Source organism: Micromonospora sp. NBC_00362, assembly GCF_026342155.1.
GTDB classification, from domain to species: Bacteria; Actinomycetota; Actinomycetes; order Mycobacteriales; family Micromonosporaceae; genus Micromonospora; species Micromonospora hortensis.
Genome location: NZ_JAPENH010000001.1, coordinates 3,931,915 through 3,944,597, shown reverse-complemented (window position 1 = coordinate 3,944,597; position 12,683 = coordinate 3,931,915). Strand labels below are relative to the sequence as shown.

General features: G+C 69.8%; 11 protein-coding genes. 8 read left to right on the top strand and 3 right to left on the bottom strand.

The features are described 5' to 3' along the window. Positions 1-12 precede the first annotated feature (12 nt). The gene (locus OG992_RS17945) at positions 13-1,227 is read right to left on the bottom strand and encodes an acetyl-CoA C-acetyltransferase (RefSeq protein ID WP_238683757.1); all 1,215 of its coding nucleotides are present in this window, start codon (positions 1,225-1,227) and stop codon (positions 13-15) included. Further along, positions 1,217-2,383 carry an acyl-CoA dehydrogenase family protein gene (locus OG992_RS17940; protein WP_266303801.1) on the bottom strand — a complete coding sequence of 389 codons (1,167 nt, stop codon included), beginning with the start codon at positions 2,381-2,383 and terminating at the stop codon, positions 1,217-1,219. Before OG992_RS17940 ends, OG992_RS17945 begins: the two co-directional genes overlap by 11 nt. A gap of 622 nt (positions 2,384-3,005) precedes the next feature. Here OG992_RS17940 and OG992_RS17935 point away from each other — a divergent pair. The 3 genes from OG992_RS17935 to OG992_RS17925 all read left to right on the top strand — a co-directional run bounded on the left by OG992_RS17935 (position 3,006) and on the right by OG992_RS17925 (position 5,353). Next, a complete protein-coding gene (locus OG992_RS17935; protein WP_238683755.1) occupies positions 3,006-3,659 on the top strand; it encodes a TetR/AcrR family transcriptional regulator in 654 nt (217 codons plus the stop codon). 181 nt (positions 3,660-3,840) lie between these two features. Beyond that, a complete protein-coding gene (locus tag OG992_RS17930) occupies positions 3,841-4,689 on the top strand; it encodes an MBL fold metallo-hydrolase (RefSeq protein ID WP_238683754.1) in 849 nt (282 codons plus the stop codon). Positions 4,690-4,693: 4 nt separating this feature from the next. Beyond that, complete coding sequence (locus OG992_RS17925; RefSeq protein WP_266303800.1) at positions 4,694-5,353, top strand: CGNR zinc finger domain-containing protein; 660 nt, start codon at positions 4,694-4,696, stop codon at positions 5,351-5,353. A gap of 9 nt (positions 5,354-5,362) precedes the next feature. Here the strand turns inward: OG992_RS17925 and OG992_RS17920 are convergent, their stop codons facing one another. Further along, positions 5,363-6,241 (bottom strand): zf-HC2 domain-containing protein, encoded by an 879-nt coding sequence (locus tag OG992_RS17920; protein WP_266303799.1) that lies wholly within the window; start codon positions 6,239-6,241, stop codon positions 5,363-5,365. A gap of 72 nt (positions 6,242-6,313) precedes the next feature. Between OG992_RS17920 and OG992_RS17915 the strand changes: the two genes are divergently transcribed. The 5 genes from OG992_RS17915 to OG992_RS17895 all read left to right on the top strand — a co-directional run bounded on the left by OG992_RS17915 (position 6,314) and on the right by OG992_RS17895 (position 12,658). Continuing rightward, a complete protein-coding gene (locus OG992_RS17915) occupies positions 6,314-7,354 on the top strand; it encodes a TRM11 family methyltransferase (RefSeq protein ID WP_112603623.1) in 1,041 nt (346 codons plus the stop codon). A 462-nt stretch (positions 7,355-7,816) separates the two neighbouring features. Continuing rightward, positions 7,817-7,906, top strand: coding sequence for a K(+)-transporting ATPase subunit F (gene kdpF, locus OG992_RS17910; protein WP_036410889.1), 90 nt, complete (start codon positions 7,817-7,819; stop codon positions 7,904-7,906). Beyond that, a complete protein-coding gene (kdpA, locus tag OG992_RS17905) occupies positions 7,906-9,561 on the top strand; it encodes a potassium-transporting ATPase subunit KdpA (protein ID WP_238683751.1) in 1,656 nt (551 codons plus the stop codon). Before kdpF ends, kdpA begins: the two co-directional genes overlap by 1 nt. Before the next feature lie 20 nt (positions 9,562-9,581). After that, a complete protein-coding gene (kdpB, locus tag OG992_RS17900) occupies positions 9,582-11,777 on the top strand; it encodes a potassium-transporting ATPase subunit KdpB (RefSeq protein ID WP_238683750.1) in 2,196 nt (731 codons plus the stop codon). Then, on the top strand, positions 11,777-12,658 hold the full coding sequence (locus OG992_RS17895) for a potassium-transporting ATPase subunit C (protein ID WP_238683749.1): 882 nt from the start codon (positions 11,777-11,779) through the stop codon (positions 12,656-12,658). Before kdpB ends, OG992_RS17895 begins: the two co-directional genes overlap by 1 nt. Positions 12,659-12,683: the final 25 nt, after the last annotated feature.

Genomic DNA, 12,683 nt, shown 5'->3' with positions numbered 1-12,683 from the left:
TCGTCCTCCGGGTCAGCAGCGCTCGAGAACTGTGGCGACGCCCATGCCGCCGCCGATGCAGAGGGTCACCACGGCACGGCGCAGGTCGCGGCGCTCCAACTCGTCCAACGCCGTACCGAGCAGCATCGCTCCGGTCGCGCCGAGCGGATGGCCGAGCGCGATCGCGCCGCCGTTGACGTTCACCCGGTCCGGGTCGAGGCCCAGGTCGCGGACGTACTTGAGCACCACGGCGGCGAACGCCTCGTTGATCTCGAACAGGTCGATGTCGTCGACTGTCAGCCCGGCGACGGCGAGTGCCTTGTGGGTGGCCGGGATCGGACCGGTCAACATCAACGTCGGGTCCGCGCCGGTGACCGCCGCGCCGACGATCCGGGCGCGCGGAGTGAGGCCGAGATCCCGACCAACCTGCTCCGAACCGATCAGCGCCAGCGCCGCCCCGTCCACGATGCCTGACGAGTTGCCCGCGTGGTGGACGTGCTCGATGGCCTCCAGCCAGTGGAACTTCTGCAACGCGACAGCGTCGAAGCCGGCCGCCTCACCCATCGTGGCGAAGGACGGGGTGAGCTTGGCCAGCGCCTCCCGGGTCGTCTCCGGGCGCGGGTGCTCGTCGACGGTGAGGATGTCCAGCCCGTTGCCGTCGCGGACCGGCACCACCGAGCGGGCGAAGTACCCGCCGGCCCATGCCTTGGCGGCCCGCTCCTGCGACCGCAGCGCGTAGCCGTCCACGTCGTCGCGGGTGAAGCCCTCCAGGGTGGCGATCAAATCCGCGCTGACGCCCTGCGGCACGAACGACGTGGCCAACGCGGTCTGCGGATCGGTGGCCCAGGCCGCGCCGTCGGAGCCCATCGGCACCCGGGACATCGACTCCACCCCACCGGCGAGCAGCAGATGCTCCCAGCCCGAGCGGATCCGCGCGGCGGCGGAGTTGACCGCCTCCAACCCGGAGGCGCAGAACCTGTTGAGCTGCACCCCGCCCACCTGGTCGGGCAGCCCGGCCAGCAGCGCGGCCGCCCGAGCCAGGTCGCCGCCCTGCTCGCCGACCGGAGTCACGATGCCGAGCAGCAGATCCTCCAGCCGGCCGACGTCCAGGCCGGGGTTGCGCTCCCGCAACGCGTCGATCAGGCCGACCACCAGGGAGATGGGCTTGACCCCGTGCAGCGCGCCGGTGTCCCGGCCGCGTCCGCGCGGGGTGCGGACCGCGTCATAGACGTACGCCTCAGAGAGCACGGGCGATCAGCTCCTTCATGATCTCGTTGGTGCCGCCGTAGATCTTCTGGACGCGGGCGTCGGCGTACATCCGGGCGATCGGGTACTCCGTCGTGTAGCCGTAGCCGCCGAAGAGCTGAAGGCACCTGTCGACGACCTCACACTGCCCGTCGGTGAGCCATGACTTCGCCATCGCCGCCGTGGAGACGTCCAGGTCGCCACGCGTGTGTCGGACGATGCAGTCGTCCAGGAAGACGCGGCTGACCCGGGTGCGGGTGGCGCACTCGGCGAGCACCATCCGGGTGTTCTGGTGACCCATCAGGGTCTTGCCGAAGGCGGTGCGCTCCTTGGCGTACGCGACTGTCAGCGCGACCGCCCGTTCCATGACCGCTACCGCGCCGACGCCGATGACCAGCCGTTCCTGCGGAAGCTGCTGCATGAGCTGGATGAAGCCCAGCCCCTCGGCGCCGCCCAGCAGGTTGGCCGCCGGCACCCGGAACTCGTCGAAGAACAACTCCGCCGTGTCGTTGGCGTGCAGGCCGATCTTGGACAGCAGCCGGCCCCGGCGGAAGCCCTCCGGGTCGCCGCCCACCTCGCAGACCAGCAGCGAGACGCCGGACGCCCGCTGCTCCGGGTCGGTCTTCACGGCCACGATGACCAGATCGGCCAGACCACCGTTGGTGATGAACGTCTTCGCGCCGGTCACCAGATAGTCGTCGCCGTCGCGGACCGCCCGGGTACGCATCGCCTGAAGATCGGAACCACCGTCCGGCTCGGTCATCGCGATCGCGCCGACCAGCTCACCGCTGCACAGGCCGGGCAGCCAGCGTCGCTTCTGCTCCTCGCTGCCGTACGCCACCAGGTAACCGGTGACGATGCCACTGTGGACGGCCAGGCCGAGGCTGCTCTCCCCGGCGTACGCCTGCTCGTGCAGCAGCACCGCCTCGTGGGTGAACCCGCCGCCCCCACCGCCGTACTCCTCCGGGACCGACAGGCCGAGCAGCCCCAGCTCACCGGCGCGCCGGTAGTGCTCGCGGTCCGGGTGGCCCTGCTCCTGAAGGCGGTCGGCGTGCGGCAACACCTCCTTGGTGAAGAAGGTGCGGGCCAGCTCGGCCAGGTCGTCATGCTCCGGCTCGCGCCACTGTGAGGGGGAGCCGTCGGGCGGGGGGGTCGGCATGTGCACCACCCTCGCGCGCTGTTGGCGGCATGTCAATAAGTCGAGATGGACGTCCGGCCACGGGCCGTCGGGACGTCCGGTCCGCAGCCCAGCACCGCTGACCCTGGCCTAGACGTGGCCGATCATGGAGTTGTGGTGCCTCGCAAAGAGGGAACGGGCGGCCATATCGCCCACCACACCTCCAAGATCGACGGTGGTCCGGGCGGCGCGCGGGCCGTGTGCGCGGAGATCTTGGACAGTTTCCGTTACGAGCTAACGGAAACTGTCCAAGATTGCGGCAAACTTGCCCCGCCGCGAGGCGTGCGCCGTGCGGCCTGCGGGGTTGTGTGGGTGCATCGATCGTGCGAATCCGCTGTTGTCAGACACCACGGGCGGACGGCGAGTGGGCGGGCGCGAGGCGGGACGGGCGAACTACTCGGCGCCGATCCCCGATCAGGGGTCCCCGAAAGGTTGGCTCTCAACCGAAAGTGGTCGTTGCGCTGTCGGTTGAACGGCGTCGCCGGGGCCCGTGGCGATCACTTGATGCTGAGAAGCTCAGAGACAGCGCTGACGACTACTGAGCATCAAGTGATCATGGTGAGGAAAGGCGGCCGGCCGGTGGGCTGTCGATAGGGTCGGGCAGATGAGTGTCGAGACGGCTCCGCGCCGCCGCCGTTTGGAGCCGGACGCCCGGCGTGGGCAGATCCTGGCCTGCGCGGTCCGGCTGTTCGGTGAGCGCCCGTACGCGGACGTGTCGACCACCGACGTCGCCCGCGAGGCAGGTGTCGCTCGCGGCCTGGTCAACCACTACTTCGGTGCGAAGAAGGACCTCTACCTGGAGGTCGTCCGGGTCATGGTGACCATCCCCGAGGTTGCCCTGGAGCGGCTACCCAAGGGTGATCTGCGGACCCGGGTCGACGCCAGCGTCACCTGGTTCCTCGACGTGGTGTCCCGGCACAGCACCTCGTGGCTGGCGGCGGTCACCGCGCGGGGAATGGGCGGCGACGCCGACGTGGAGCGGGTGCTCGCCGAGGCCGAGGAGGTCGCCGCGGACCGCATGCTGGTCGCCGTCGGGCTGGCCGGCGAGGCGGAGCACCGCGAGGAGTTGCGCGGGATGGTCCGGGCGTACGGGGGTCTGGCCACCTCGACGGCCCGCGAATGGCTTCAGCGTGGCGCGCTGACCCGCGCCCAGGTGCACCTGCTGCTCACCACGACCCTGCTGACCATCGTCGAACAGGTCATCCCGCAGGTCCTCGGCGTGGACGGTTCGAACCGGCCGGCTGAGCCTCCGGCGTAGGGAGTGGAAGGCAGGCCGGCTCACCTTCAGCCGGCGGTCCTCGGCGTGCCCGACCTGTGGTGTGCCGCGGGCCACGGGCGCGATGATCGCGATGAAATAGGCATAGAGGTTATGGTTATTTCACGGTCGGCGGGTAACCACACTCGGGACCTGCGGGCGATCGAGTCACCGAGGAGGAGACATGACCACAGATGCCCTGTCCTACGAGGTCTTCGTCTCGGACGGTCCGGTGCGAGCGGGTGACCAACGCATGCCGGACGGGTCACGGATCCACTGGAATCCGGTCTCTTCAACGTTGATCTTCGGAGCCGAGGAGGCGCTCCTCGTGGATCCACCGTTCACCCACGAGCAGATCTCGAAGGTGGGCGACTGGATCGCACAGTCGGGTAAGCGGCTGACGTACATCTACGCCACCCACGGGCATGGCGACCACTGGTTCGGCGCGGGTGAGCTGGTCAAGCGCTTCCCCGGCGCGGTCACCTACGCGACGCCCGGCACCATCGAGGTCATGCACCAGCAGGCCACCGTCGGACGAAGTGAGTTGTTCGACCGGGTCTTCCCCGGCCTCATCCCGGAGTCGCCGGTCGACGCGGTGCCCGTGCCGGCCGAAGGGTTCCTGCTCGAGGGCAATCTCATCCAGCCCGTCGAGACCGGACACACCGACACCGATCAGACCACCGTCCTGCACGTTCCGTCGATCGGCCTGGTGGTCGCCGGTGACGTGGTCTACAACGGGGTTCACCAGTACATCGTGGAGACGGTCGACGGCGGCCTACGGCATTGGCTCGACGCCCTCGACCGCGTCGAAGCGCTCGCACCGCGCGCAGTCGTCGCCGGCCACAAGAATCGGAACCGCCCCGACGACCCGGCAAGCATCGACCTGACCCGGAAGTACCTGCTGAACGTGGAGCGACTGCTGGCCGAAAAGTCGACCGCCCGCGAGTTCTTCGACGAGATGGTGCGGCTCTACCCAGACTGGGTGAATCCGGGACCGGCGTGGTACGGGGCACTTGCCCTGCTCGGGAAGTGAGCTGATGACGCCTTCCATGCCCGAACGCACGGCAGATGCGGTGGCCGGGCCGTGGATCGCCACCGCGAGGTACGGCATCGACCACGCCCCGGGCGGCCTCGGTCTCGTCCAGGATCTACTCAACACGATCTCGGCCGGCGCGCCACGGCATCCGGACCTCCTGGACGATCTGGGCAGCGCTACCGAGTGGGCACGGGTGGCCGTCGGGCAGTGGTCGACGGCCACCGGGCGCCCGGCGCCCGACGTCACGCTCGACGCCGAGGGGCTCCGGGCACTACGGATCTTTCGCGAGGAGTTGCTGGACGAGATCGATGCCAGGCTCCACGTCACGCCCGACCCCGGGCAACCCGTCACGGCGTCGGACCGGGTTTCGACCGGATCTCGTACCAGCGGTGCCACGCTCCGGCTCGCTCGAGGCGGATCCGTCCACCTCGACCCGGCCGGGGTCGGTGCCGATCTGCTGGTCTCGCTCGTCCTCGCCACGCTGTTCGAGGCGCAGCTCGCCGACGTCGGACGGCGGATCAAGACCTGCCGCAACCCCCGCTGCCGAGTGGCGTTCTACGACCGTTCACGCAACAACAGCGGAGTCTGGCACTCCGTACGGGCCTGTGGGCACCCCACCAACCTGCGCGCCCACCGGGCGCGGCAGCGGCAGGTGGACTGACTCGGCCGATCAGGCGGCCCGGCGTTCCTCGGCCTCGCCGGTGCGGGTGGATCGACCGGCATGCGCCGCCGGGGCGGCGAAGCGATCGGCGGCCTGCACTGGATAGGACTCGGGGCCTACCACCCGCAGCGGCCGGTCCACCTCGTCGGCCCCGAATCGCCAGCGCGACGGTGTCGGCTGCCGTTGTGGTGCCGGGCCTCCGGGGCGCAGGCCGGGGCGGGACAGCAGCACGGTGATCAGGTAGCCGACCACCAGGAAGCCGTGGCTGATCAGCCGTTCCCCGCCCACCGAACCGGTGGCCAGGTCGTTTACCGACAGCAGCAGCAACGTGCCGACGAACGCGCTGAGCATCGGCAGCAGCCCGGCGGGTGGGCTGCGGCGCAGCGCCACGAAGAGGAAGCCCGCGCCCACTGCCACGTTCCACGCCGCCGACTCGTGCCACAGGTGTTGGCCGGTGGGGTGCAGGTGGTCGGCGGTCGCGCCCCGGCCCACCTGGGCCAGGCCGAGCACCAGTTGCACCGCGCCGAGCAGCCCGAGTGCCGACCGCAGGCCGGCGACGAGCGGGCCACGTCCGAACGCCGCGCGCAATCCGGCGGCGAGCTGGCCCCGCCCGGGCACCTTTGGTAGGCCGGCGACCAGCGGGCCACGCCGCCACAGTGACCGGCGGGCCGGAGCCGCGCTGGCCGCGGCAAGGATCGCCGCCGTCCGGTCGGGCACCTCAACCACCAATCGGGTACGAACCCGACGCGTCACCGCGGCCGCCGCCGTGAACCAGGCCCGGCATTCGGCACACCCGTCGAGGTGCCCCTGCACCGCCGTCAGTTCGGCGGCGGTCTCCTCCCCGTCCAACTGCGCGGACAGGACCTCCCGCCACTGCTCACACCCCATGTACCGGTAGTCGCTCCGGCAGCCGCTCCGGTTCCCGGCGACAGTGACTGGTTGTGGAATACTCGCCGGATCATGACGCGTTACGGCCTGCTGATCCTGCCCGCCACCAACCGGGTGTACGCCCGCGCCGCCGTCGACCTCACCCGAGCCGAGCTGGAGATCTTCGGCCGCTCGGCGCTGGACGGCCGGATCGGCGAGTTGGACACCGAGGTCGTCGGAGGGGCGTCGTACATCACGTTCACCGGCGACGGGCTGACCGAGCGTGATCTGGCCGTCCTGGGCAACCTCTCTGCCGGGTACGCGTTGTTCGAGATCGTCGGTGAGCTGTTGCGGCCGATCGAGTGGAGCCGTCTGGACCGCTACGACGACGATCTGCTCACCATCCAGAAGTACCCGGGCAAGACCAATGAGCAGTTCACCAAGCTGCTGCTCAACGTGACACTGCTCGCCTCGGACTGGGCCGCCGAGATGACCAGCCGCCGGTTTCGGGTGCTCGATCCGCTCTGTGGTCGGGGCACCACCCTCAACCAGGCGCTCATGTACGGCTTCGACGCCGCCGGGATCGAGCGCGATCAGAAGGACGTCGAGGCGTACCGGGCGTTCATCACGACCTGGCTGAAGCAGAAGCGGGTCAAGCACCGGGTGCTGGAGTCGGGACCGGTGCGGCGGGAGCGCAAGGTGGTCGGCCGGCGGGTGCGGATCGAGTTGGCGCCGACCCGCGAGGAGCACAAGGCCGGCCAGACGCAGTTGCTGGACGTGGTCAACGCCGACACCGCCCGCTCGGCGGAGTTCTTCCGCCCGGAGACGGTGGACCTGGTCGTCGCCGACGCGCCGTACGGCGTGCAGCACGGCAGTCGTACCGCTGGGCAGGGGTTGACCCGAGACCCGCTGGCGTTGCTCGCGGACGCCGCGCCCGTCTGGGCCCGGTTGTTGCGTCCCGGTGGTGCGCTCGGGATCTCCTGGAACACCCATGTCGCCAGCCGGGACGACGCGGCGGCGGCGTTGGCCGACGCCGGTCTGACAGTTGTCGACGCCGAGCCCTACCGCGCGCTGCGGCACCGGGTGGACCAGTCGATCATGCGCGACGTGCTGGTGGCCCGCCGCCCGGCCTGACGGGCCTCGCACCTCCGCCCCGCCGTGCCTTGACGCACCCCCTTCCGGGTCGCGCCTGGTCTCTGTCGTGCTTTCCCCTTTGCTCTGCACCCGCCGAGGCACCAGCTACAGAGCGTGAGTGTCGCCTCCCCGGGTGCAGAGCAAGTGTCGCCTCCGCGGGTGCAGAGCAAAGGGCGGACAACCGGTCCTGACCTCGCGGGCCACCGAGGGTCTGTGCCGCATTTCACCTGTTCAGTGCGCAGGTGTGAAAACCACGTCAAGAAAGGGTCCGCCGCCGTCATGGTCGCGTTATGACCCCTGCCGTCCGGCGGGTGGTGGGGCTTTGATTGCCCGGCGCGACCGGAAGGCGGTCGCGACGAACCTTTCCGGCTGAGGAGTCAGCGTGTCTGACGTGGTGTTCGTGGTCCTGACGGTGGTGCTGTTCGCAGTGCTCGCCCTGGTGGTCCGGGCGGTGGAGAAGCTGTGAACGCTGTCAACGCCGTCGGTCTGGTGCTCGCGGTCGTCCTGGGCGCGTTCCTGGTGTTCGCCCTGCTGTTTCCGGAGCGCTTCTGATGACCATGACAACAGCGGGCGTCATCTTCGTGTTGACGCTGGTGGCGGCCCTGGTCGCCGTCTACAAGCCGTTCGGCGACTACATGTTCCGGGCGGTCTCCGGCACGAAGCAGTCGCGGGTCGAGCGGGGCGTCTTCCGTCTGGTCGGGGTCAACCCGGCCGCCGAGCAGACCTGGGGCGTGTACGCCCGCAGCGTGCTGGCGTTCTCCGCGGTCTCGATCCTGTTCCTGTACCTGTTCCAACGGGTGCAGAACCACCTGTGGCTGTCGCTGGGATTCGACCCGGTGGTGCCGCACGGCGCGTGGAACACGGCCGTGTCGTTCGTGACCAACACGAACTGGCAGTCGTACTCGGGTGAGTCGACGATGGGCCACCTGGTGCAGATGGCCGGCCTGGCCGTGCAGAACTTCGTCTCGGCGGCGGTCGGCATCGCGGTGGCTGTCGCGTTGGTACGCGGCTTCGCCCGCAGTCGTACCGGGCAGCTCGGCAACTTCTGGGTCGACCTGACCCGGATCACGCTGCGGATCCTGCTGCCGATCGCGGTGCTCGGCGCCATCGCGCTGATGATCGGCGGGGCGGTGCAGAACCTGTCCGCCGGCACCGACGTGAGCACACTGACCGGCGGCACGCAGACCATCACCGGTGGTCCGGTCGCCAGCCAGGAAGTGATCAAGGAGCTGGGCACCAACGGTGGCGGCTTCTACAACGTCAACAGCGCGCACCCGTTCGAGAACCCCACCACCTGGACGAACTGGCTGGAGATCTTCCTGATCCTCCTGATCCCGTTCAGTCTGCCCCGGGTCTTCGGCCGGATGGTCGGGCAGAACCGGCAGGGCTACGCCATCGCCGCGGTGATGGGCATCCTCGCGTTCCTCAGCGTCGCCATCACCAACATCTTCGAGCTGGCCGGCCACGGCACGGTGCCGCAGGCGGTCGGCGCGGCGATGGAGGGCAAGGAGGTGCGGTTCGACGTGTCGAACTCGGCCACCTTCGCCGCCGCCACCACGCTCACCTCGACCGGTGCGGTGAACTCGTTCCACGATTCGTTCACCTCGCTCGGCGGCATGATGACGATGGTCAACATGATGCTCGGCGAGGTCGCGCCGGGCGGCACCGGTTCGGGGCTGTACGGCCTGCTCATCCTCGCGGTGATCACGGTCTTCGTGGCCGGGCTGATGGTGGGCCGCACTCCCGAGTACCTGGGCAAGAAGATCGGGTCGCGCGAGATCAAGTTCGCCTCGCTCTACTTCCTGATCACGCCGATCCTGGTGCTCGTCGGCACGGCTGCGGCGTTCGGCACCGGCAACAACTCCACGGCGCTCAACGTCGGCCCGCACGGCCTCTCCGAGGTGCTGTACGCGTTCACCTCGGCCAGCAACAACAACGGCTCGGCGTTCGGCGGCATCACCGTCAACACGACCTGGTGGGACACCGCGCTCGGGTTGTGCATGCTGCTGGGCCGGTTCCTGCCGCTCATCTTCGTGCTCGCGTTGGCCGGCTCGCTGGCCCGCCAGGCACCCACCCCCGCGTCCGAGGGCACCCTGCCGACCCACCGACCGCTGTTCATCGGCATGGTCGTCGGCGTCACAGTGGTCCTCGTCGCGCTGACCTTCCTGCCCGCGCTCGCGCTCGGTCCGCTGGCAGAGGGGCTCTGATCATCATGAGGAACGAGGACATGTCCGTCACGTCCGCCCCGACAGAGCAACTTCCCGGCACGCCCGCCACCCAGGGCAACCGGATCGGCGGGGGCCTGCTCGACCCCAAGCAGTTGATCCGGTCCCTGCCGGACGCGGTACGCAAGCTCAACCCCAGCACGCTGTGGCGCAACCCGGTGATGCTGATCGTGGAGGTCGGCGCGGCCTTCACCACGGTCCTGGCGGTGATCGACCCGTCGGTGTTCGCCTGGGCGATCACCATCTGGCTGTGGCTGACAGTGGTCTTCGCCAACCTGGCCGAGGCGGTCGCCGAGGGCCGGGGCAAGGCCCAGGCCGCGACCCTGCGGCAGGCGAAGAAGGACACCATCGCCACCCGGCTGATCGACTGGAAGCCGGGCGCGCGGGCCAACACCTACCGCGATGAGGCGGTGCCGGCGCCGGACCTGCGTCAGGGTGACGTCGTGCTCGTCGAGGCGGGCGGCATCATCCCCGGCGACGGCGACATCGTCGAGGGCATCGCCAGCGTCGACGAGTCGGCCATCACCGGCGAGTCGGCCCCGGTCATCCGGGAGTCCGGCGGCGACCGCAGCGCGGTCACCGGCGGCACCAAGGTGCTCTCCGACCAGATCATCGTGAAGATCACCCAGAAGCCGGGGGAGAGCTTCATCGACCGGATGATCGCCCTGGTCGAGGGGGCCAACCGGCAGAAGACGCCGAACGAGATCGCGCTGAACATTCTGCTCGCCGCGCTCACTGTCATTTTCCTGCTGGCGGTGGTCACCCTCCAGCCGCTGGCCATCTTCTCCAAGGCGTACCAGGCGGCGGCGCCGGACAGCGGGGCGATCACCGACTCCGGTGTGACCGGCGTGGTGCTGATCTCGCTGCTGGTCTGCCTGATCCCCACCACCATCGGCGCGCTGCTCTCCGCCATCGGCATCGCCGGCATGGACCGGCTGGTGCAGCGCAACGTCCTGGCCATGAGCGGCCGGGCCGTCGAGGCGGCCGGCGACGTCAACACCCTGCTGCTGGACAAGACCGGCACCATCACGCTGGGCAACCGGCAGGCCGCCGAGTTCGTACCCGTCGAGGGGGTCGACCCTGCGGCGCTGGCCGACGCCGCGCAGCTGTCCAGCCTGGCCGACGAGACCCCGGAGGGGCGCTCGGTGGTCGTCCTGGCGAAGAACGAGTTCGGGCTGCGCGAGCGTGAGCCGGGCGTGATGCCGCACGCCACCTTCGTACCGTTCACCGCGCAGACCCGGATGAGCGGCGTCGACCTCACACCGGACGCCAGCGTGGACGCCGGCGCGGTGGGCACCGCCCGCCGGGTCCGCAAGGGCGCCGCCGCCGCGGTGATGAAGTGGGTACGGGAGAACGGGGGCCACCCGACCGAGCAGGTCGGCGAGATCGTGGACGCGATCAGCGGCACCGGCGGCACCCCGCTGGTCGTCGCCGAGCACGTCGACGGTGCGCCAGCCCGCGCGTTGGGCGTCATCCACCTCAAGGACGTGGTCAAGTCCGGCATGCGGGAGCGGTTCGACGAGATGCGCCGGATGGGCATCCGAACCGTGATGATCACCGGCGACAACCCGCGGACCGCGAAGGCGATCGCCGACGAGGCCGGGGTGGACGACTTCCTGGCCGAGGCGACACCGGAGGACAAACTCGCGCTGATCAAGCGGGAGCAGGAGGGTGGCCGCCTGGTCGCGATGACCGGTGACGGCACCAACGACGCGCCGGCGCTCGCGCAGGCCGACGTCGGGGTGGCCATGAACACCGGCACGTCGGCCGCCAAGGAGGCCGGCAACATGGTCGACCTCGACTCCGACCCGACCAAGCTGATCGAGATCGTGGAGATCGGCAAGCAGTTACTGATCACGCGCGGCGCGCTGACCACCTTCAGCATCGCCAACGACATCGCGAAGTACTTCGCGATCATCCCGGCCATGTTCGCCGGCCTCTACCCGAGCCTGGACGCGCTGAACATCATGCGGTTGTCCAGCCCGGAGTCGGCGATCCTGTCCGCTGTCATCTTCAACGCCCTGGTGATCATCGCGCTGATCCCGCTCGCCCTGCGTGGCGTGCGGTACCGGCCGGCCGCCGCGTCGAAGCTGCTCAGCCGCAACCTGCTGGTCTACGGGCTGGGCGGCATCATCGTGCCGTTCATCGGGATCAAACTCATCGACCTGCTCATCCAGTTCATCCCGGGGATTTCGTGATGCGCCTACCTACCTGGATCGCCCAACACCTCGCCGCGCTGCGCGCCGTACTCGTCTTCACCGTGCTGCTCGGCCTGGTCTACCCGCTGGCCCTGGTAGCGCTCGGTCAGCTACCCGGCCTCAACCACAAGGCCGACGGCTCGCTGATCTCCTCGGGAGGGACGACTGTCGGCAGCGCGCTGATCGGTCAGTCCTTCACCGACGCCGACGGCAACCCCGTCGCCCGGTACTTCCAGTCCCGCCCCTCCGCCGCCGGCGACGGCTACGACCCGACCTCCACGTCCGCCAGCAACCTGGGCCCGGAGAGCGTTGTCGACACCATCGCCACCGACCCCGAGGAATCCAGCGAGAGCCTGCTCACCCAGGTGTGTGGGCGCAGCAAGTCGGTCGGCGAGCTCAACGGCGTCGACGGCCGGCGCCCGTACTGCACCGACGACGGGGTGGGCGCCGTCCTGGCGGTCTTCCGCGCCGACGGCCTGACCGGCACTGTCACTCGGGTGGTCAGCGTCAACCAGGCCGCCCCGTCGACGCCGTTCGTCTCCTCTTATGAGGGGGTGTCGGTGGAGGTGGCCCAGCCCGGCGAGGACTACGTGGCCGCCGGTGGCGTGGTCACCCCGATCCGGGGCGACGCGTCCGCCGACCCGGCGGTGCCCGCCGACGCGGTCACCGCCAGCGCCAGCGGTCTGGACCCGCAGATCAGCCCGGCGTACGCCGAACTGCAGGTGAACCGGGTCGCGCGGGAGCGCGGCGCGGACCCGGCGGCGGTCCGCAAGCTGGTCGAGGAGCACACCGACGGGCGCGGGCTCGGCTTCATGGGCGCGCCCGGCGTCAACGTGTTGGAGCTCAACCTCGCCCTCGACAAGCAGTTCGCCGCACGCTGAGCACCTTCGCGGGCGGGGCCGTGCC

What these genes read in the sequence shown, in the direction of transcription:
- OG992_RS17940 (WP_266303801.1), bottom strand. Translation starts at nt 2,383, where the DNA reads ATGCCGACCCCCCCGCCCGACGGCTCCCCCTCACAGTGGCGCGAGCCG.
- OG992_RS17935 (WP_238683755.1), top strand. Translation starts at nt 3,006, where the DNA reads ATGAGTGTCGAGACGGCTCCGCGCCGCCGCCGTTTGGAGCCGGACGCC.
- OG992_RS17930 (WP_238683754.1), top strand. Translation starts at nt 3,841, where the DNA reads ATGACCACAGATGCCCTGTCCTACGAGGTCTTCGTCTCGGACGGTCCG.
- OG992_RS17925 (WP_266303800.1), top strand. Translation starts at nt 4,694, where the DNA reads ATGACGCCTTCCATGCCCGAACGCACGGCAGATGCGGTGGCCGGGCCG.
- OG992_RS17920 (WP_266303799.1), bottom strand. Translation starts at nt 6,241, where the DNA reads ATGGGGTGTGAGCAGTGGCGGGAGGTCCTGTCCGCGCAGTTGGACGGG.
- OG992_RS17915 (WP_112603623.1), top strand. Translation starts at nt 6,314, where the DNA reads ATGACGCGTTACGGCCTGCTGATCCTGCCCGCCACCAACCGGGTGTAC.
- kdpA (WP_238683751.1), top strand. Translation starts at nt 7,906, where the DNA reads ATGACCATGACAACAGCGGGCGTCATCTTCGTGTTGACGCTGGTGGCG.
- kdpB (WP_238683750.1), top strand. Translation starts at nt 9,582, where the DNA reads ATGTCCGTCACGTCCGCCCCGACAGAGCAACTTCCCGGCACGCCCGCC.
- OG992_RS17895 (WP_238683749.1), top strand. Translation starts at nt 11,777, where the DNA reads ATGCGCCTACCTACCTGGATCGCCCAACACCTCGCCGCGCTGCGCGCC.